The 18,370-nt window shown below is 35.1% G+C and carries 20 protein-coding genes and 2 rRNA genes; 9 read left to right on the top strand and 13 right to left on the bottom strand.

The features are described 5' to 3' along the window. The 6 genes from M0Q17_RS06900 to M0Q17_RS06875 all read left to right on the top strand — a co-directional run. Window positions 1-393 (top strand): DapH/DapD/GlmU-related protein (locus tag M0Q17_RS06900; protein ID WP_295085054.1); only part of this gene is annotated, 393 nt, incomplete at its 5' end. After that, the gene (waaC, locus tag M0Q17_RS06895; protein ID WP_295085051.1) at window positions 393-1,385 is read left to right on the top strand and encodes a lipopolysaccharide heptosyltransferase I; all 993 of its coding nucleotides are present in this window, start codon (window positions 393-395) and stop codon (window positions 1,383-1,385) included. The genes M0Q17_RS06900 and waaC, both read left to right, overlap by 1 nt. Window positions 1,386-1,408: 23 nt before the next feature. Next, window positions 1,409-2,506 carry a glycosyltransferase family 4 protein gene (locus tag M0Q17_RS06890; RefSeq protein WP_295085048.1) on the top strand — a complete coding sequence of 366 codons (1,098 nt, stop codon included), beginning with the start codon at window positions 1,409-1,411 and terminating at the stop codon, window positions 2,504-2,506. Continuing rightward, on the top strand, window positions 2,499-3,683 hold the full coding sequence (locus tag M0Q17_RS06885) for an O-antigen ligase family protein (protein WP_295085045.1): 1,185 nt from the start codon (window positions 2,499-2,501) through the stop codon (window positions 3,681-3,683). The genes M0Q17_RS06890 and M0Q17_RS06885 overlap by 8 nt, the downstream gene beginning before the upstream one ends. Continuing rightward, on the top strand, window positions 3,673-4,407 hold the full coding sequence (locus M0Q17_RS06880; protein ID WP_295085042.1) for a hypothetical protein: 735 nt from the start codon (window positions 3,673-3,675) through the stop codon (window positions 4,405-4,407). The genes M0Q17_RS06885 and M0Q17_RS06880 overlap by 11 nt, the downstream gene beginning before the upstream one ends. After that, window positions 4,400-5,149 carry a glycosyltransferase family 2 protein gene (locus tag M0Q17_RS06875; protein WP_366835127.1) on the top strand — a complete coding sequence of 250 codons (750 nt, stop codon included), beginning with the start codon at window positions 4,400-4,402 and terminating at the stop codon, window positions 5,147-5,149. The genes M0Q17_RS06880 and M0Q17_RS06875 overlap by 8 nt, the downstream gene beginning before the upstream one ends. Here the strand turns inward: M0Q17_RS06875 and M0Q17_RS06870 are convergent. From M0Q17_RS06870 to M0Q17_RS06860, 3 genes are all read right to left on the bottom strand, one after another. After that, window positions 5,146-5,700, bottom strand: coding sequence for an acyltransferase (locus M0Q17_RS06870; RefSeq protein ID WP_295085039.1), 555 nt, complete (start codon window positions 5,698-5,700; stop codon window positions 5,146-5,148). The two genes, M0Q17_RS06875 and M0Q17_RS06870, sit on opposite strands and share 4 nt — an antisense overlap. A 3-nt stretch (window positions 5,701-5,703) precedes the next feature. Then, entirely contained in the window at window positions 5,704-6,540 is an 837-nt protein-coding gene (locus M0Q17_RS06865; RefSeq protein WP_295085035.1) for a class I SAM-dependent methyltransferase, read from the bottom strand. Window positions 6,541-6,612: 72 nt separating this feature from the next. Further along, the gene (locus M0Q17_RS06860) at window positions 6,613-7,578 is read right to left on the bottom strand and encodes a glycosyltransferase family 9 protein (RefSeq protein WP_295085032.1); all 966 of its coding nucleotides are present in this window, start codon (window positions 7,576-7,578) and stop codon (window positions 6,613-6,615) included. Window positions 7,579-7,635: 57 nt separating this feature from the next. On the opposite strand from M0Q17_RS06860, the gene M0Q17_RS06855 reads away from it, so the two are divergent. Next, the gene (locus M0Q17_RS06855) at window positions 7,636-8,898 is read left to right on the top strand and encodes a glycosyl hydrolase (protein WP_295085029.1); all 1,263 of its coding nucleotides are present in this window, start codon (window positions 7,636-7,638) and stop codon (window positions 8,896-8,898) included. Between the two features lie 7 nt (window positions 8,899-8,905). Further along, the gene (waaF, locus tag M0Q17_RS06850) at window positions 8,906-9,886 is read left to right on the top strand and encodes a lipopolysaccharide heptosyltransferase II (RefSeq protein WP_295085027.1); all 981 of its coding nucleotides are present in this window, start codon (window positions 8,906-8,908) and stop codon (window positions 9,884-9,886) included. Here the strand turns inward: waaF and M0Q17_RS06845 are convergent. The 3 genes from M0Q17_RS06845 to rfaD are packed head-to-tail and all read right to left on the bottom strand — an operon-like array spanning window position 9,883 to window position 12,887. Next, entirely contained in the window at window positions 9,883-10,455 is a 573-nt protein-coding gene (locus M0Q17_RS06845) for a YfaZ family outer membrane protein (protein ID WP_295085024.1), read from the bottom strand. The two genes, waaF and M0Q17_RS06845, sit on opposite strands and share 4 nt — an antisense overlap. After that, complete coding sequence (rfaE1, locus tag M0Q17_RS06840) at window positions 10,456-11,880, bottom strand: D-glycero-beta-D-manno-heptose-7-phosphate kinase (protein ID WP_295085021.1); 1,425 nt, start codon at window positions 11,878-11,880, stop codon at window positions 10,456-10,458. Further along, the gene (gene rfaD, locus M0Q17_RS06835; protein WP_295085018.1) at window positions 11,880-12,887 is read right to left on the bottom strand and encodes an ADP-glyceromanno-heptose 6-epimerase; all 1,008 of its coding nucleotides are present in this window, start codon (window positions 12,885-12,887) and stop codon (window positions 11,880-11,882) included. Before rfaD ends, rfaE1 begins: the two co-directional genes overlap by 1 nt. Before the next feature lie 112 nt (window positions 12,888-12,999). On the opposite strand from rfaD, the gene M0Q17_RS06830 reads away from it, so the two are divergent. After that, complete coding sequence (locus M0Q17_RS06830) at window positions 13,000-13,287, top strand: cytochrome C (protein ID WP_295085016.1); 288 nt, start codon at window positions 13,000-13,002, stop codon at window positions 13,285-13,287. A gap of 56 nt (window positions 13,288-13,343) precedes the next feature. Here the strand turns inward: M0Q17_RS06830 and ccoS are convergent, their stop codons facing one another. The 7 genes from ccoS to M0Q17_RS06795 all read right to left on the bottom strand — a co-directional run. Next, complete coding sequence (gene ccoS / locus M0Q17_RS06825; RefSeq protein WP_295085014.1) at window positions 13,344-13,559, bottom strand: cbb3-type cytochrome oxidase assembly protein CcoS; 216 nt, start codon at window positions 13,557-13,559, stop codon at window positions 13,344-13,346. A 3-nt stretch (window positions 13,560-13,562) separates the two neighbouring features. Then, window positions 13,563-16,016, bottom strand: a complete 2,454-nt coding sequence (locus M0Q17_RS06820) for a heavy metal translocating P-type ATPase (RefSeq protein WP_295085011.1) — start codon at window positions 16,014-16,016, stop codon at window positions 13,563-13,565. After that, the gene (locus tag M0Q17_RS06815) at window positions 15,952-16,437 is read right to left on the bottom strand and encodes an asparaginase domain-containing protein (protein ID WP_295085008.1); all 486 of its coding nucleotides are present in this window, start codon (window positions 16,435-16,437) and stop codon (window positions 15,952-15,954) included. The genes M0Q17_RS06820 and M0Q17_RS06815 overlap by 65 nt, the downstream gene beginning before the upstream one ends. Next, on the bottom strand, window positions 16,421-16,945 hold the full coding sequence (gene gmhB / locus M0Q17_RS06810) for a D-glycero-beta-D-manno-heptose 1,7-bisphosphate 7-phosphatase (RefSeq protein ID WP_295085005.1): 525 nt from the start codon (window positions 16,943-16,945) through the stop codon (window positions 16,421-16,423). Before gmhB ends, M0Q17_RS06815 begins: the two co-directional genes overlap by 17 nt. A gap of 5 nt (window positions 16,946-16,950) precedes the next feature. Then, complete coding sequence (gmhA, locus tag M0Q17_RS06805) at window positions 16,951-17,538, bottom strand: D-sedoheptulose 7-phosphate isomerase (RefSeq protein ID WP_295085002.1); 588 nt, start codon at window positions 17,536-17,538, stop codon at window positions 16,951-16,953. Window positions 17,539-17,690: 152 nt separating this feature from the next. After that, a 5S ribosomal RNA gene (gene rrf / locus M0Q17_RS06800) occupies window positions 17,691-17,806 on the bottom strand. Between the two features lie 323 nt (window positions 17,807-18,129). After that, window positions 18,130-18,370 (bottom strand): 23S ribosomal RNA (locus tag M0Q17_RS06795); the annotation flags it as partial.

The following is an 18,370-nucleotide window of genomic DNA, read 5'->3' as shown; positions in this document are numbered from 1 at the left end:
GGTTTAGGCTCAAAATTTATTATAAATAAAGAAGCTACTTTTAGTGCTGGAGATAGATTTGGCATAACCGGCGATACCACTATTTTATGTGCAAAAAAAATAAGCATTGGAGATAATGCTAGAATATCTTGGCAAACTATAATCATGGATAGTGACCATCATCCTGTTTTAGATATAAATAATAATATTATAAATAATCCAACAGAAATCATTATTGGAAATAATGTATGGATTGGCGCTAGATGTTTTATACTTAAAAATACTAATATTGATGATGGGTGCATTATTGCAGCAAATACGACAATAACTAAAAATTTTAGTGGCATTAAACACAGTGTAATCGGTGGAAATAGTGCAAAGATTTTAAAAACAGATATTAGATGGCATAATTAATGAAAATATGCATAGTAAAACTCTCGGCAATGGGAGATATCATTCACGCCATGGTAGCTCTTGAGTTTATAAAAAAAGAGCTTCCCTCCTCTAGCATAGACTGGGTAGTTGAGAGCAGCTTTGCAGATGTTTTAAAGAATAATCCACATATTGACAATATTTTAGAGGTAAATTTAAAGTCCCTTAAAAAGAAAAAAAGCGAAATTTTTAAGCAGTATAAACTTTTAAAATCCTACTCAAAAAACAACTACGATATCATTATAGATGCACAAGGACTTCTAAAATCCGCCATTGTAGCTAGAATTATCGGAGCAAAAATCATTGCAGGTTTTGATAAAAATTCAATTCGAGAAGGAATCGCTTCTCTTTTTTATAACAAAAAAGTCCACATTGCTTATGATGCAAACACGATAGATAGAAATGCAACAGTTATCTGCGAGCCTCTGGGCATAGAGGTCACAAGCCAAAAGATCCTAAACAAAGAGAAGTTTCTATTTTCAGCCTCACATATAGAAAATCTTCCTGAAGTTTTTATTCTTTTTGTAATAGGCTCAACATGGCAGAGCAGAAATTACCCAAAAGAGAAGTTTGTAGAGATAGCAAAAGCGCTAAAAACACAAACGTATATCGTCTGGGGAAGCGAAGATGAGCACCAAAAAGCACTCTGGATGCAAAAGCAATCAGAGTTTTTACATCTACTGCCTCGCGGCTCACTTGACGAACTAAAGTATCTCATCTCAAAATGCTCCCTGCTTATAGGAAATGATACCGGACCCACACACATGGCATGGGGATTAAATGTTCCATCGATTACTATTTTTGGACCAACACCTACAAATCGTGTCTATGTCACCCCAATAAATAGGGTTATAAAATCAAGCAGTGAAGTAAATCACTACAGACTAGATAAAAATGACTTCTCAATCTGTGAGATAAGCTCAAATGAGATAGTTGCTATGGCCAAAGAGCTATTAAAATATGGTTATAAGTAACCTTTTGATAGGATTATAAAATAATGAACATACTAGTATTAACCTCATCAAACGACTCTTTTAACAGCGTACGCCCAGAACTTGAAATCTATATATCTCTGGCAAAAGCAGGACATAATGTCACGCTTATGAGCGAAAGTGATTCCGCCTATGCGCCAAGACTTATAGAGCATAATATCAACATCATTAACGCAACTTATAAAAAGAAAATAGATTTAAAACTTATCAAGCAGATAAAAAAAGTTATACAAGAGAAAAAGATAGAGATACTATATGCAACAAACTCAAAAACAATCTCAAACGCCATCTTTGCTTCAATCGCTACAGATGTAAAACTCGTTACATACAGAGGCACAACAGGTGGACTCTACAGACACGATCCGAGCTCATACTTAAATGCCCTAAACCCTAGAGTCGATGGTATGATTTGTGTTTCAGAAGCGGTAGAGAGACATGTGAAAAAGCAGATTTTTTGTAAATCGAAAAAAGTCATAACAATTTACAAAGGGCATGACACTTCTTGGTATGAACAAACTCCATCAAATCTTGAAGAGTTTGGAGTAAAAAAAGAGAGTTTCAGTGTTGCCTTTGTGGCAAATGTCAGACCACATAAAGGACTGATTTATGTAGTAAAAGCAGCACATGAGCTCTCAGACTTAAAAAACCTACACATTCTTCTCATAGGCGATAAAATCTCGCAAGAGCCATACTTATCTGAGATAAAAAACAGTGGCATGAGAGAGAGAATACATGTAACAGGACACAGAAAAGATGTACCGCAAATTATAGCGGCATGTGATGTTCTTGTTCACGCTTCCACCAGAAAAGAGGGACTTCCTCGTGTTATACTTGAATCCCTCGCAAGCGGTACTCCAGTTATTGCCTCGGCAAACGAAAGTTCTCTTGAAATTATAGAAGACGGAGTTAACGGTTTTATAGTTCCTATAAAAGATGCATCAGCAATAGCAAAAAAGATAAGAGAACTGCATGATAATCCCGACACATTAGAGAGATTGACAGCTCATGCGCAAGATATCATAAAGGGTAAACTCTCTCATAAAACAACTGCTAAAAAATATGTCGCGTGCTTTGAATCGCTGCTTAACGATAAAAATGAATAAATATATAAACTACCTATTTGTAATCTACGCTTTTTTGCTCCCCATCTCAAGGAGCAGTATCTCTATTTTAACGGCACTGCTCTTTGTCTTATGGCTATTTAGCAATAACTTTAAAAATAAAATAGAGTTCTTAACATCAAATAGAATTATTATCTCTTTATTACTCTTTGTAGGGTTTAGTATTATCTCTTTGCTTTGGTCTCAAGCTCCTTTTGGAGGGCTGCAATACATAAGAAAATATTGGTACTTTTTAACTATTATTGTCATAGCCACTGCTATAGAAAAAAAATATCTGACTTACGCAATTTCCGCATTTTTAACAGGTATGCTTATTAGCGAACTTATCTCTTATGGCATATTTTTTGAACTGTGGAAATTTAAAGAGGCTACGGCTGCCTTTCCAAATCCTTTTATGAATCATCCTCAATACTCTATGTTTTTGGCGTTTACCTCCCTGCTCCTTTTAAGCAAAATCTTTTACGAAAAAAGCCTAAATCTTAAAATACTCTATGTACTGTTTTTTCTAACAACAACTGCGAATCTTTTTATAAATGCAGGAAGAACTGGTCAGGTAGCATTTGCGGCATCCATATTTATAGTAGGCTTTTTACATATCAAAAACAGATTTTTTGCTTTTTTTGGTATGTCTTTTATGCTTCTTGTTATCTTCTTTGCTTCATACTCAATAAGCCCCAATTTTAAAGCAAGAGTTAATGTCGGAATAACCGATATAGCAAAAGTTCTCTCTAAAGATGACTACTGCTCCTCAATAGGACTTAGACTTGCAGTTTGGCAAATAGGAGGCGAGATTTTTATAGACAATCCCGTTTTAGGCATCGGCGTAACCAACGATATGGAGGCTTTAAATGAGAGCATAACAAAAAAACATACAAATATGGAGTGTGCAAAGATAATGCCAAGCTATCACAACTTTTATGTTCAAACAGCAGTTCATTTGGGATTAATAGGACTTATTTTATATTTGAGTGTTTTTTACAATCTTTTAAAACTTGGCATTAAAGATGAATTTTACTCTAATCTTTTAGTTGTTTTTGTTGGTATATACTCAATATCAAGCTTAGTAGAGACCATGTTTCATGAGCAGTTTCCGGCGGCATTTTTTGCCCTTTTTACCGGCATCTTTATAGCTCAAAAAAGGATAGAGAGTGAAGTTTGAATCAATTTGCGACAAATATATAGTTTTTCTTAAAAATATAAAAGAGTATTTTAAGGAGTCAACTAACTCAATTCATAAAGCAAGAAATGAGATAAAAACTATAGATTTTAATGATGAACATTTTGTCGTAAAATCTTTTAAAATTCCAAATATTATAAATAAAGTCATATATACCTTTTTTAAAGATTCTAAAGCAAAAAAGTCATATAAAAATAGTATAAAAATAGCAGATTTTACACCAAAACCAATAGGATATATAGAATTTAAGAAGAGTGGTCTTATTCATGAGAGTTACTTTGTAAGTGAAAATTTCAAGTATGATTTTACAATAAGAGAGGCGCTTAAAGATAGCCATTTTTTAGATAAAGAGGCTATTTTCAAAGCCTTTGCAGCCTTTACGCTCTTACTTCATGAGAGTAATATCTTTCATCTTGATTATTCGCCGGGAAATATATTAATTAAAAAAATAGATGATAATTACATATTTAAAATAGTTGATATCAACAGAATGGAGTTTAACCCACTAACCTTAGATGAGAGGCTAAAAAACTTCTCTAAACTTTGGGCAAAAGATGAAGATTTAGAGATTATAGTAAAAGAGTATGCAAAATTATCAAAATCAGATGAATCGAGTTGTGCTAAAATAGCGCTCAAATATTCTCAAGCTCATAAAGATAAAAAGAATGCAAAAAAGAGATTGCGGGGAGAAGCGGTAGTTGATTAAGGATATCTCATGCGTAATTATCGTAAAAGACGCGGCATCAACGATAGCAAAAACACTTGATTCATTAAAAGATTTTAGCGATGTTGTTGTTTATGACAACGGTTCAACTGATGCAACAATGGATATTGTAAAAAACTACTCAAATGTAAATCTTGTTCAAGGTAAATTTTTAGGATTTGGTCCTACAAAAAATCTAGCATCCACCTTTGCCAAAAATAATTGGGTGTTCTCTCTTGATGCAGATGAAGTTTTATCAGATGAGTTTATAAAAAACATCTCAAATCTAGCACTAGATGATAAAAACATATATACGATTCTTAGGCAAAACTACTACAAAGAGATATATGTAAAGCACTGTTGGGGTAATGACCTCATAGCAAGACTCTATAACAGGACAAAGACATCTTTTACAAATGAAAAAGTACATGAGAAAGTGATAGAAAAAGAGTTTTATATTGTGCAAATAAAAGGTTATATTTTGCACTATCCATACTCAAACATAACAGACTTTATAATCAAACTTGATAGATACTCTACTATATTTGCACAAGATAATATTGGTAAAAAAAGTTCCTCCCCATCAAAAGCCTTCTTTAACGCTATATTTTCATTTTTTAAAACCTACTTTCTAAAAAAAGGGTTTTTAGACGGTTATGCAGGATTGGTTATAGCATTTTCACACATGGCAACAAATTTTTACAAATATATAAAGCTTTATGAGTTAAATAAAAAATTAGATTAATAAGTCCAAGTTATATCTTCTTTTACCACTACACACGGGTTTCCAACAGCAATACTCTCTTTTGGGATATCTTTTGTAACAGTAGAGTTTATTCCAACGACAGAGCCTTTCTTGATTGTTACACCCTTTAAAATTGTTACACTGTCTGCAATCCAAACACCATCTTCAATTATTATATTTTTAGCATGATTTATTCTTTGGTTATTTTGAAATATCGGATGCCCATCAGATGTCATAACTTTTATATTACGAGAGAGTGCGGTCTTATCTCCAATAATCAAGCTTATACTTTCTTCTTTGGCACTTAAGTAAGAGTTATGACCGACTAAGCTGCCTTCACCTATACTGATTTCACAATTGTTGCCGATTATCTCTATTGTGCTGGCTCTAAGTTTAGAGTTTGCTCCTATTTTAAGAGTATTGTTTTTGCCCTTTACTACGATAGTACAGTTAACTATTTTACTATTTTTACCAATAGCTACTTCAGTGCTCTTATCAACTCTAATTTTATTTCTAAATCTGTCAATTAAACTAAAATTACTTCTATACATATCTTAGTTTCTATACATTTTTCTTAATCTTGAAATTGTTTCTTCGTTGTTACTCTGTTTTTTTATTTCCCAAAATATATGTTTATTAAATAGTGTTGTTGGTAAAAGATTTAAGATGGCTCTATCAAATAAAATCTTTTTTTTTGCTTTTTCTTCTACATGTTGATTTTTATCTTTATAAAGAAAGTACGCAACAGATGTCATAAGCAGTAAAATAGGGTAAAAAATAACTCCCAAAACTAATGAAGATGTACTAAAATCTGTCTTTATTCGTTTTTTGGTTTTAAACCCTGAGAGAGTAAGCAGGGTTTGAAAATGTTGCACTCCAAGCAGAAAAAGATGCCCATAATAGAGCTTATTTGTGTCATTTTTTGCAAACCAGATACTATCAACCTCTGTTGGAGGCATTTTTTTCCACAAATCTGTTTCTAGCAAAAAATTTGACAATCTAACTTTAACTTGCGAATCATTTGGTGTAGTTATCAGCAAAATTGCATCTTTTTTTAGAACTCTATTAAACTCTTGAAGAACCTTTAGTTGGTTTGGGATATGTTCTATTCCCTCTTGACATATTATATAGTCTATTGACTCGCTCTCTACTGGCAAATCTTCTGATAAGTCGGCATAGTTAGACTTGACATCTGTTAGTTTCATAAAATCTACAAAAAGGTCAAAAGCTTTAACTTCTGCGCCTTTTTTCTTAAACTCATAACTAGCTCTTCCATCACCGCACGGAATATCTAAGACTACCTTACCTGTAAGATCCGGTAAATTTTTCACATATTCTGTTATATATTTATTGATTCCCTTTTTGGGAAAATCATACTCGTTCTCATTCATAAATTAAGATACCTTTTTCTATCTGTTTATTAATTTCTCTCATTGTTGCATTATATTCAATTATATATTAAATCAATAGCAAAACAACTCTCTTTTAACCTCTTCAAACAGCTCTTGTCTCTTTTGTTCGCTCTGGGGAATCATAAAGTGTTTTTGCAACTCTTCATCCCCAATACTCTTCCATCTCTTAGCGCTTGCAAAAAGATTATCAGCAAAAAATGTCATAGTTGGTGTTCCTACCAAAGAAGCCACATGATATGTTCCGGTTGAAGTAGAGACAAAAAGCTTGAAACTGCTTATAAGTTTTGCGAAATAGACAAGCCCCTCAAGAGATAAATAGAAGATAACATCTATATCATAAAGTCTATTTTGCATCTCCTCATAAAGCTCTTTCTCATCAGGTCCAAAAGTTAAAACTACTTGATATTTATCCTGCTTAACAACCCCACGAATCAAAATTTCATACTCATCAAGAGTCCAGTTTGCATCACTTGAACCGCCAAATCCTACATGAAAAGCAACAATCTCCTCTTTTTGTATATCATGATTTGCGCGAAAAACTCTATATATCTGCTCCTTGTCGCTAAAGCTTAAGAGCGGTTTTTTATACTCTAAACTTATATCGCTAAAGAGAGATTTTGTAAGCTCTAAATTATACTCAAACTCCGCCATCTGGACTCTGCTTCTTCTTTGTGCGACTCTTTTATTATAAAATATCTGCGCTATTTTTGTCGCAGGGGCAACTCTCTTTGAAATCCCTGCAATGAGCTGTGCAAGTGCCACACGAGTATTTGAAAAAAGGGTGACAGAAGCGTCTATTTTTGCTTTTCTTAGTTTAAAAACCAGCTCCCAAAAACTTTTACCATCATCAACAACAACCTCATCTATAAACTCACAAGACTCAGCCAAAGCCCTGTTTAGCGGAGCAACACAAACTACAACTCTATTTTTTAAATCATACTGTTTTAAGACATATACAGCAGGGAGTGCGGTTATAAAATCGCCCAATTTGTCAGTGCGAACAACAAGTATATTCAAGAGAGTTCCTAATATTTTAATAACTTATTTTATCTTAAAAACGTTATAATTCGCCTTATGAAACAGCCATTTAACTGGGATAATTATTCCGATCAACCGTATCCGCTAAAAGACAAAAACTACAAAAAACAGATGCGAAAAAATCAGGTCGGCTCCTTGCTTAAAACTTTTTTTATATCTCTTGTGATGCTCCCCTTTGCAATCATCATGACACCTTTTGTCAAAAGAAAAAAAATAGATTCAAATGATTTTTTTTGTATGGGAGTTGATTATCAAAGGCAGAGCGAAATGACGCTTGAGCTTATAGAGGAGTTGGGAGTTAGTAGAGTTTTAGTTCGTTTTAAACTCTGCAAGATGCAGACTTTTAATGAGCTTGAGAGCTTTATCTTAAAACTAAAAGAGAAAAAAATAACACTAAAAATCATTCAAGATAGAGAACATATAGAGGATTTAAAACTTCTTGAAAATGATTTAAACACTATCTTTACAAAGCTAGGCAAACATATAAATATTTTTGAGATAGGTTCAACTATAAACAGAACAAAATGGGGGTTTTTTAGCGTTGATGAGTATAATCGTTTTTATCAAGTAGCCTATGCTTTAAAAAAAGAAAAGTTTCCAAATATTAAGTTGATTGGAAGCGGGGTTATAGATTTTGAGTATCACTTTACTGCTCATACTCTTTTTAACTCTTTTAAGTACCGCTATGACGGTTTATCCGCACTTTTATATGTAGATAGACGCGGTGCGCCTGAAAATACTCAAATGGGCTTTAATCTTCTTGATAAAATTTCGCTACTTAGCACCATGGTCTGGCTAAGTCCAAAAAGTGCACATGAACTTCACATCACTGAGACTAACTGGCCCATAAGCAACACCGCACCTTATGCACCGACAAGCGAGTATGAGTGTGTAAGTGAGGAGTTTTATTCGGACTACATGTTAAGATATTACCTGCTTGCATTTGCATCTCAACAGGTCGATAGCGTATCTTGGCATCAGCTAATAGCCCCCGGATACGGACTAATCGATAACAGAGATGGCATAAAGAAGAGAAAAGCATTTGATGTATATAAATTTATGATTCAAAATCTAAAAAACTCCCAATTTTTAAGACTTGATATAAAAAGAGAACACTACATACTTCAATGTTTAGTTAATGAAAAATTGCTTCAAATACACTGGTCGCTCAAGCCAATTACCCTTAAAAATGAGGATTTTTTTAGCATAATATACTCTAGCTCTGGAGATATCATAAAAAATGAAACGCTGCATGTAGGCTCCTCTCCGATTTATATTTATATAAAAGACGCGGTATAATTGCATTATGAAAATATTGATAATTTTACCAAACTGGCTAGGCGATGCTGTTATGGCAACTCCCGCGATTGAGCTACTAAGTTCTTACTATCCAAACGCAAAGTTTACTTTTGTCGGAAGTTTTGTCTCTATAGAAGCATTAAAGTATCATCCGCGCTGCGAAAAAGCGGTAGTGGATGAGACAAAAAAATCCCCTAACAGAATCAAAGCGACATACAGTCTTGCCAAAAAACTAGGCAGCTTTGATATGGCTATCTCCTTTAGAGACCAAATTCACTCATCTTTGCTTCTAAAACTAACAGGAAGCGTTCTGTGCATTGCCAAAAAATCATGGCACTCTATGTTATTGCTCTCGCACACACCTAACATAAAGGCAGACAAACACCTCAGCAGACAATACGCTGAACTGGCCATGACAAATACCGATAGATGGGACAAAATCACTCCTAAACTTAAACTCTACATCCAACCTAAAAAGCTTATAAAACCGACAATGGGCATCAATGCAGGTGCGACATACGGAAGTGCAAAAAGATGGTATCCCGAGAGATTTGCCGAAGTTGCAAGTGAGTTTAGCAGCGAGTACGACATCATAATCTTTGGCGGTCCAAACGAAGTAGAGATGGCTAACGAGATAGAGTCCTATCTTGTGGCATCAAATGTAACTAACTACACAAATTTAGCGGGAAAAACAGATATTAAAGAGTTATGTTCTCTTATTGGCGGTTGTTCGCTATTTATCACAAACGACAGCGGACCTATGCATGTAGCGGCTGCTTATGGGGTTGCTAGCGTCTCTATTTTTGGACCTACAAAACATACAGAAACATCACAGTGGATGAATGAAAAAAGCAAGGTTGTAAGACATGAGATGGAGTGTTCTCCTTGCATGAGAAGAGAGTGCCCGCTAGGTCATCATGAGTGTATGAAAAGCATTACGGCTTATGAGGTTATCAAAGCCGTAAAAGAGTTAAATAGCGAGGATTAAAACAGAAATTTCAAACCGAAATAGAGTGATTCGTTATACTCTACATCCCAGTTTTTATAGTTAGTGTCTATATGTCTGTATCCAAGAGTTATAAACCCGTTTTTTATAGCCTCTGCCTCCACATTTACCTGATACTCTAAAAAATTATCGGCTTTATCAAAGGAGAGAACCTCGGGAGCAACGTAGATGCTCGCACCAATGTAAAATGGAACACTTGAGCTAAAAGGGAGTTTGTAAGAAGCTTCTACACCTAGAGGAATTGAGACAAAATTTTTCGTATAGTTTGCTTTAATGCCTAAGCCCAATCTAAAATCACTATTTACATTTTTTTGCATCAAAAAATTTATCTCTTGAAAATCATCTATGCTATTTACATCACTGTGTCTCTCATCTGCATGTAAATATCTTGCGCCCAAAAAAATTGTATTTGGCTCTACACTTTCATTAAACTGCCCCATATCCAGCCTAGCTGAGAGCTCTATATCCGAGTTATTAATATTGACCTCAGCGCTATGCATCGCAAAAACAGATACAGCACTTAGTGCTATCAAAGTTGCTTTTTTAAACATCTAATCTCCTTGAATTTTTTTGATTGTCATCGTTGTGCTTTTTCCATCAACAAAGCCAACAAGCTTCAACTCCCTAGCAAACTCTGTTCCGACAACATCTTTACCTTCATAATCTCCGCCTTTTACAAGCGTGTCGGGCATTATCATTTTTATAAGCTCATAAGGAGTGTCTTCCTCAAACGGCACAACAAAATCAACCGCTTCAAGCGCGGCTAAGAGATAAGCTCTATCCTCCGCTATATTTATAGGACGCGCGGAACCTTTTAAGCGAGAAACAGATGCATCAGAGTTCAATCCCACTATCAAAACATCTCCAAAGCTTTTTGCCTCCTGCAGATACTTTACATGCCCTACATGCAAGATATCAAAGCAGCCGTTTGTAAAGACAACTTTTTTTCCATTCTCACGGTAGCGCTTTACAACCGCTTTTATCTCATCAAAATTTTTAATATGGGCATCTGAAGTGCTTTTATGAAGAGTCGCTTCATACTCCTCTATCTCCCCTAGCGTGACCGTTGCTGAGCCTATTTTCCCCACGACAACACCTGCTGCAAGGTTTGCAAACGCCGCTGCTTCTTCTATATTTCTACCTGCACTAAGCGCAAATGCGATAGATGCAATAACAGTATCGCCCGCTCCAGTTACGTCAAAGACCTCTTTTGCAACCGTTGGAAACACTTTCATCGCATCTTCATAAGTGGCGATTCCGTCCTCAGATAATGTAATCAAAGAAATTGCCAAGTTGCAATCTTGTTTTAGTTTTTTAAGCGCCTCTTGGAGAGTTTTTGTATCTTTTATCTCTATCTTTGTAGCTTGAATCGCCTCTTTTTTATTTGGAGTTAGAAGGTACGCACCGCTGTATCTAGCATAGTCACTCCCCTTTGGGTCAACTAAAACTTTTATCCTGTTTTTATTGCAAAGAGCTATCACTTCTTGACATAGATAATCGCTTAAAACGCCTTTGCCATAATCTGAGAGTATCACTGCATCAAACTTATCAATCATCCCAAATAATGAGTTTAAGATTTTATCTGCTTGAGCTTTATGAATCTGATCTTTACTCTCTTTATCATATCTAAGCACTTGCTGCGAGCTTGCTATTACACGGCTTTTCTTTGAAGTTTTTCTCTCTTTTTGGGTTATTATCTTATCGGTATTTACCCCGATTTTTTGCAACATCTCAATCAGCTCTATGCCGTTGTCATCATCCCCTATCACACTGCTTACACTTACATTTGCGCCAAGTGCTTTAAGATTGTTTATGACATTTCCCGCTCCGCCTAAAACTGTAGTCTCTTTAGATATATCTACAACCTGCACAGGAGCTTCGGGGGAGATTCTCTCACAACTTCCCCATAGATAGTGGTCTATCATCAAATCCCCAATAACCAAAATATTTGGAGTGAAATTTTTAAAATTTTTCATTACTTAACTTCTTGTTCATATACTCGTCTGATTTCATTTACGTATGCTTTAATTGCATCTTCCATCTCAAACTTTGGCTCATATCCTAGAGCCTCCTTTGTTGAGGCAATATCTGCTTCTGTATGAAATTGATAACTTCCGATAAATGGATTTTCAATATACTCACATGACAAGGTTGTTTCAAGTTCACGCTGCAAAATATCAACTATATCTTGAAAACTTCTCGCTTTGCCTGTTCCGACATTGTAGATTCCGCTCTCCTTAGGATTCATTGCTTTTATATTGGCAGCAATAACATCTTCTATATATATAAAATCACGAAGAATTTTATCGCTACTTTCAAAAAGACGAGGATTTTTACCTGAGAGTAGCTGAAGCCCAAACTGTAAAACCATAGATGCAGTGCTGTTTTTAAAATACTCTCTTGGTCCGTAAACATTAAAATATCTGAGCCCGACAATTCCTATATTACTTTTTTTTATATACTCACGGCTTAAATTATCCATGCAAAGCTTTGAAAATCCATAAACATTTTGCGGCGCTTCTACCCCTACTTTTTGTGGGGAAGCTGCATTCCCATATGTTGCGGCAGACGATGCATATATCATATTTGCATTATGCTTTATTGCTAAATCTAACAAATCTTTATACGCATTAACATTTGTTCTTATCATCAAATCTTGTTCTTGAGCAGTTGTATCAGAGATAGCAGCTTCATGAAAAATATAATCAAATCTATAGTTTACTTCTAAATCAAGCAACAAATCTTTGTCGTTAATATCTCCGCTTATTATCTCGCCTCTAAAGCCTATTAAATTTTTAAAATGTCCAAAACTTTTAAGATTACCATTAGATAGTTTTTCCCCGCTTCTAAAACTGTCTAAAACAACTACTTTTGCGTCAGGATGGTTGTTTTGAAAGTAAAATGCCAAGTTAGAACCTATAAAACCTGCACCGCCTGTTATTAAAATTGTTTTATCTTTTAAATTGTCGTCTATATATCTCAAAATGTGCACCCGTAGTCTATAAAATTTAATGAAATGTTAACAGATAAATCATTAACATGTATTTAAGAGTAAAATTACTATAATTTGTCCGAAATAAATTCAAGGGAAAAATATGAAAAAAATCGTTATGTCAATTGTTGCTTTAACTGCAACTACTACATTGATGGCTGCTGCTGTTGCAGCTGGTGCATGTGAAGCATGTCATGGAACTGACTGGAGCAAAGCTGCTCTTGGTAAATCTAAAATTGTTTCTGAAATGACTCACGCTGATATTGCTGTTGCACTTAAAGGTTATAAAGATGGTAGTTACGGAGGACCGATGAAAGGTCTTATGAAAGGTCAAGTTACTAAATACTCTGATGCAGAGCTAGACGCTTTCGCTCAAACTATCGGTAAATAATTTACCTTGAACTGTCCTTAGTGACAGTTCTTAACCTCTTGTGAGCTTCATTAAAATTATTCTGGTCTATATTTTTTCTCTAAATCTTCTCTTTTTTTCTCCTGCAATGCAGCATCATTTAACTCATCTTCGCCGTCAAACTTAGCAGCATTTAAAAATTTCTCTTCATCATCAAACTGTCCATTTTTTATCGCCCATAAAAATGCAAAAAGAGCAGCCGCTCCTAAAAAAATAGAAGCCCCGAGCATCATGGCTATTACCCAACTATCCATCTACTACCTCCTCCATTTATAACGTATTCTCATTGAGTTACCTACAACCAAAAGCGAACTTAGCGACATAGAAATCGCCGCAAAAAGAGGTATGATATACCCTGCCATAGCAATAGGAATGGTTAGGGCATTATAAACAAGCGATATGAGAAGATTTTGTTTAATTAAACCAAATGTTGTCTTACTGATTTTAAAAGCCTCATTTAATGACTTTAACGAATCATCAAGCAACACAACATCTCCTACTTCAACCGCTATATCACTACCACTACCCATAGCTATGGCGATATCAGCTGATGCTAATGCTAGAATATCATTCACACCGTCTCCAGCCATAACCACCTTTTTGCCCTCTTTGTGAAGAGTATTTATATACTCTGCTTTATCTTGTGGGGTTTGTTCATAAAAAAACTTTTTTATACCTACCTCTTTTGCAATATTTGTAGTAATATTTTTATGATCTCCGCTTAAAAGCACAACCTCGATTCTCTTTTGTTTCATACTTGCGATAAGCTCTGGCATCCCGTCTTTGATTTTATCTTTTAGTTCATACACCGCTGCAATTTCATCTCCAATTACAAAATAAAATGCCGTCTCCTGCGTTGTAAACTTCATATCTATGCCATGCTCTTGAAGTAATTTCAGATTGCCTCCTAAAAAGTCAACATTTTTATACTTTGCTTTTATCCCTTTTGCCGGAAACTGTTTATACTCATCAAAAATTATCTCCTCTATCTCTTTTGTCTGCTCTTTTATATATTTAGCAACCCCATTTGCTATGGGATGTTTAGAAGATTTAACCAATGAATAGAGCAGTTTTTTATCAAAATCTTTAAAAAAGTGCTCTTTTACAACTTCTGGTTTTCCGATGGTAATAGTTCCTGTTTTATCTAAAACAAGTGTATCTATTTTTGCCATAGTCTCAAGACCCGCGGCTTCTTTAAAGAGTATCCCTCTTGAAGCACTTATGCTAAGTCCTACTAATGTAGCAACAGGAGTAGCAAGAGCCAGCGCACATGGACATGCAATTATTATAACTGATATCGCTACCATAAAGGAGGTCTCAAAACTGTGTGGCCAGAGCCACCATCCTAAAAATGTAACAAAAGCCAGCGATAAGATGAGTGATGAAAAGTGTTCAGACAATCTATTTGCCATCTGCTGAATTTTTGGTTTTTTATGTATTGCGGATTCTAGTAGTGTCACTATATTTGAGAGCGTGGAGTGCTTAAAGTCCCTTGTTGCCATAAAGTATATATCAGCATCTATGCTTGTAGTACCGCTTACAACACTCATACCAACACTCTTATAAACAGGGCTGCTCTCCCCTGTTAAATTTGACTCATCAAAGGAACCGCTTCCTTTAATGATTTCACCATCAAATAAAATTTTCTCACCAGATGAGACAACAACACTGTCGCCGACTTTAACATCATCTAGTTTGCATTGAGCAATTATGCCCTCTCTTATAATTTTTACTTCATTAGGAATATTTCTAGTAATCACATCAAGCGCATCAGCTGCACTTTTTTTACTTAAAACTTCTAAAAATTTTCCTATCAAAACAAAAGTAATTATCATGCTAACAGAATCAAAATATGCTTCGCCATGCTGCATAATTGTTATATATATTGAGTAAATATATGTAAATAATGCTCCAGTTGCAACCAGCAGATCCATATTTACAACTTTTTCTTTTAGTCCATAGTATGCACCTCTAAAAAACACCCAGCCGCTGTAAAAAAGTACGGGGGTTGAGAGAATCCACTCCGCTATATTGAGTATAGTTTTTACATCCTGCGCTATCCCGCTAAAATATCCTGCATACTGTGCAACTGCTATCCACATGATATTCATAGATGCAAATATCGCAACAGCCATTTTAAGGTAGTACGATTTTCTCTCTTTATTGACATGATGCTCTTGTGTCATAGCGTCATACGCAAAAGCATCATAGCCTATAGCTCTTATCATATCTATGATTTTTGAAAGCTTCACAATATCATCAGCCCATACAATTGTTGCCTTATTGTTTGTAAAATTGATGTTGGCTTCTATCACACCGTCCATTTTATTTAGCGCTTTTTCATTTAACCAAACACAAGCCGAACAGTGAATCCCCTCTATTATCAAGGAGACTTGACTAAAACCTTTATCGTTTGTCTTTACAAATTTATCATAAAAAGATTGGCTATCAAAACTCGAAGAGCCTTCAGTTATTTGAGTCGGCGGAGCCAAGGTAGAACTTTTACTTTTTTCATAAAAACTCTCAAAACCCTTATCTTGTAGAAGATGATAAACTCCCTGACACCCCTTGCAACAAAAATGAAGCTTCTCATCTTTTATCATAAGTGATGGATCAAATTCCAAATGGCAATGTGAACATGGAATTTTATAAGACAACTTCAAATTTCCCAAATTTTGTATTTTTGTGAATTTTATCCCATGGCTGCACATGTCCGCTCATACAGATATAGACTCCATTTTCATTCACAGCTCTTGCAAAACCGATTGCCATACCGAGGTTGAGACTTGCTTCTATATTGTCTATCTCAAAAGGCTTCATCGCACCGACAAAGACAATCTTTCTATCATCAAATATTTCAGCTAAAAATTCAGCACTCAAATGCATAGTATCCGTTCCATGCACAATTACAAAGGTGTTATCTTTAGACTCCATGATAACTTTTGCAAGTATTTTTCTATCGTCCATCGTCATCTCTAGGCTATCTTTATAAATAACACCTGCTAAATCATATTTAGCACCCATGCTTTTTAAAATTTTCTCTATTGCTTCGTTATTATACGGAACTTCAAGCTCTGCATTTAACGGATTATATTTTTTATTAAATGTGCCACCGCTATTTAGTATTAACACTATATATATCCTTTAGTTTTAAAATTATCTTTGTCGCTTTTGATTTTTCAATAGACTCTGTCTCATCAAAAAGATAACTCTCTTCTATACCGGCATCTATCGCTGCCTCAATATCGTGTTCTTTATCGCCGATTAAAATTGAATTTTTCAGATTTAAATCAAACTCTTTTTGAGCCTCTAATATCATACCCGACTTTGGTTTTCTGCATTCACATGCGCCGGAAATATCAGGATGATGAGGACAGTGATAAACTTTTGTTATTGAGATTCCCTCTTTTAAAAATTGCTCAATCATCCATGAGGTCAATTTATCAAAATCAGATTCATCATAATAACCACGAGCAATGCCTGATTGGTTTGTTACCACAAAAAGAAGATACCCCAAATTTTGATAATGCCTGCATAATTCAAAGATTCCATCTATAAATTTAAAATCTTCAATCTTATAGACATAGTCCTTTTCGATGTTTATAACACCATCACGATCCAAAAAAAGCGCTCTGTTCATAGATATCAGTTGACACCCTCGCCAAAAATCTCTTTTTCTATAATATCACAAATGATATGCCCTATAAGTATGTGAGACTCCTGTATTCTAGGAGTGGAATCTGATGGCACTACTAAAGCAATATCAGCTATTTTTGCCATCTCTCCACCATCTTTGCCAACCAAAGCAATTGTCTTAATACCTTTTTTCTTTGCAACTTCAAACGCATTGATTATATTTTTAGAATTCCCAGAAGTTGAAATACCGATAAATATATCTCCCTCTTGCCCCATGCCCTCAAGCTGGCGGGAAAATACTTTGTCATATCCGTAATCATTTCCGATTGCTGTTAAACTCGAAGTATCTGTTGTTAAAGCCAATGATGGGATAGAAGGTCTATCAAATCCATATCTTCCAACTAGTTCAGCAGCTATGTGTTGTGCATCAGCAGCACTTCCTCCATTTCCTGCTAATATAGTCTTATTTTTACCTTTATAAAGTTTTACACATAATTTGCAAACTTCTTCAATTTTATTTAATAAAAGGTCATTTTCATAAATAGCTTGTTTTGTTTCGTATGATTTTTTAATTTGATTTTTTATGTAGTTTTTCATATAAGGTCCTAAAATAGTATGTAAAATAATACCATATTATAAATTATAAAGCTCGAAAAATAGCTAGTATTTCATATGCGTTATAGTATTTTTATTATTTAGTTAATGAAATTAGTTAAAAGAAGAAGTCGAGTAAGAAGTAAAAATGATCAACTAGGCAGCGACCTACATTTCCAATCCTGCAAGGATCAGTATTATCAGCGATGAGAGGCTTAGCTTCTGGGTTCGGAATGGAGCCAGGCGTTTCCCTCTCTCTATAGCCACCTAGACAGACCATATATAAAAACACGGCAAAGGAAGTAATTCCTTTACCTACGCTAACGCTAAGTTTGACTCAGCGTCAGGCTCACGCTCAGTAAACCGAGCTTATTGTGTGCCCTCATATATAATCTGTAAAGATTAGAGAATATTTTCATTATTAAAGTCAACATTTCTAAATAACTACATCAGGACACCTATACACTAAGTAAGGTAGTGAACGAATTGTGTTCTTAATTAATCTGCTTCTAAGAAGCTAGCTTTAGTCGCCTCAGCGGCGCAAGCGAGTAAAATGGACTTAGTTCATTTTACGGACTAATCAATAATAACTGGTAAAAAAAGACAAACGTACTATTAGTACTGGTCAGCTAAACAGATTACTCTGCGTACACATCCAGCCTATCAAGCTTGTAGTCTTCAAGCGTACTTCAGGGAACGTTCATCTTGGAGTTGGCTTCCCGCTTAGATGCTTTCAGCGGTTATCTCATCCATGCGTAGCTACCCAGCGATGCTCTTGGCAGAACAACTGGTGCACCAGTGGCATGTCCAACCCGGTCCTCTCGTACTAGGGTCA

Source organism: Sulfurimonas sp. (assembly GCF_023229105.1).
Classification (GTDB): domain Bacteria; phylum Campylobacterota; class Campylobacteria; order Campylobacterales; family Sulfurimonadaceae; genus Sulfurimonas.
The sequence above is the reverse complement of the archived record's forward strand: the minus strand, read 5'-3'. Positions and strand labels throughout refer to the sequence as shown.

What these genes read in the sequence shown, in the direction of transcription:
- waaC (WP_295085051.1), top strand. Translation starts at nt 393, where the DNA reads ATGAAAATATGCATAGTAAAACTCTCGGCAATGGGAGATATCATTCAC.
- M0Q17_RS06890 (WP_295085048.1), top strand. Translation starts at nt 1,409, where the DNA reads ATGAACATACTAGTATTAACCTCATCAAACGACTCTTTTAACAGCGTA.
- M0Q17_RS06885 (WP_295085045.1), top strand. Translation starts at nt 2,499, where the DNA reads ATGAATAAATATATAAACTACCTATTTGTAATCTACGCTTTTTTGCTC.
- M0Q17_RS06870 (WP_295085039.1), bottom strand. Translation starts at nt 5,700, where the DNA reads ATGTATAGAAGTAATTTTAGTTTAATTGACAGATTTAGAAATAAAATT.
- M0Q17_RS06865 (WP_295085035.1), bottom strand. Translation starts at nt 6,540, where the DNA reads ATGAATGAGAACGAGTATGATTTTCCCAAAAAGGGAATCAATAAATAT.
- M0Q17_RS06855 (WP_295085029.1), top strand. Translation starts at nt 7,636, where the DNA reads ATGAAACAGCCATTTAACTGGGATAATTATTCCGATCAACCGTATCCG.
- waaF (WP_295085027.1), top strand. Translation starts at nt 8,906, where the DNA reads ATGAAAATATTGATAATTTTACCAAACTGGCTAGGCGATGCTGTTATG.
- M0Q17_RS06845 (WP_295085024.1), bottom strand. Translation starts at nt 10,455, where the DNA reads ATGTTTAAAAAAGCAACTTTGATAGCACTAAGTGCTGTATCTGTTTTT.
- rfaE1 (WP_295085021.1), bottom strand. Translation starts at nt 11,880, where the DNA reads ATGAAAAATTTTAAAAATTTCACTCCAAATATTTTGGTTATTGGGGAT.
- M0Q17_RS06830 (WP_295085016.1), top strand. Translation starts at nt 13,000, where the DNA reads ATGAAAAAAATCGTTATGTCAATTGTTGCTTTAACTGCAACTACTACA.
- ccoS (WP_295085014.1), bottom strand. Translation starts at nt 13,559, where the DNA reads ATGGATAGTTGGGTAATAGCCATGATGCTCGGGGCTTCTATTTTTTTA.
- M0Q17_RS06820 (WP_295085011.1), bottom strand. Translation starts at nt 16,016, where the DNA reads ATGTGCAGCCATGGGATAAAATTCACAAAAATACAAAATTTGGGAAAT.
- gmhB (WP_295085005.1), bottom strand. Translation starts at nt 16,945, where the DNA reads ATGAACAGAGCGCTTTTTTTGGATCGTGATGGTGTTATAAACATCGAA.
- gmhA (WP_295085002.1), bottom strand. Translation starts at nt 17,538, where the DNA reads ATGAAAAACTACATAAAAAATCAAATTAAAAAATCATACGAAACAAAA.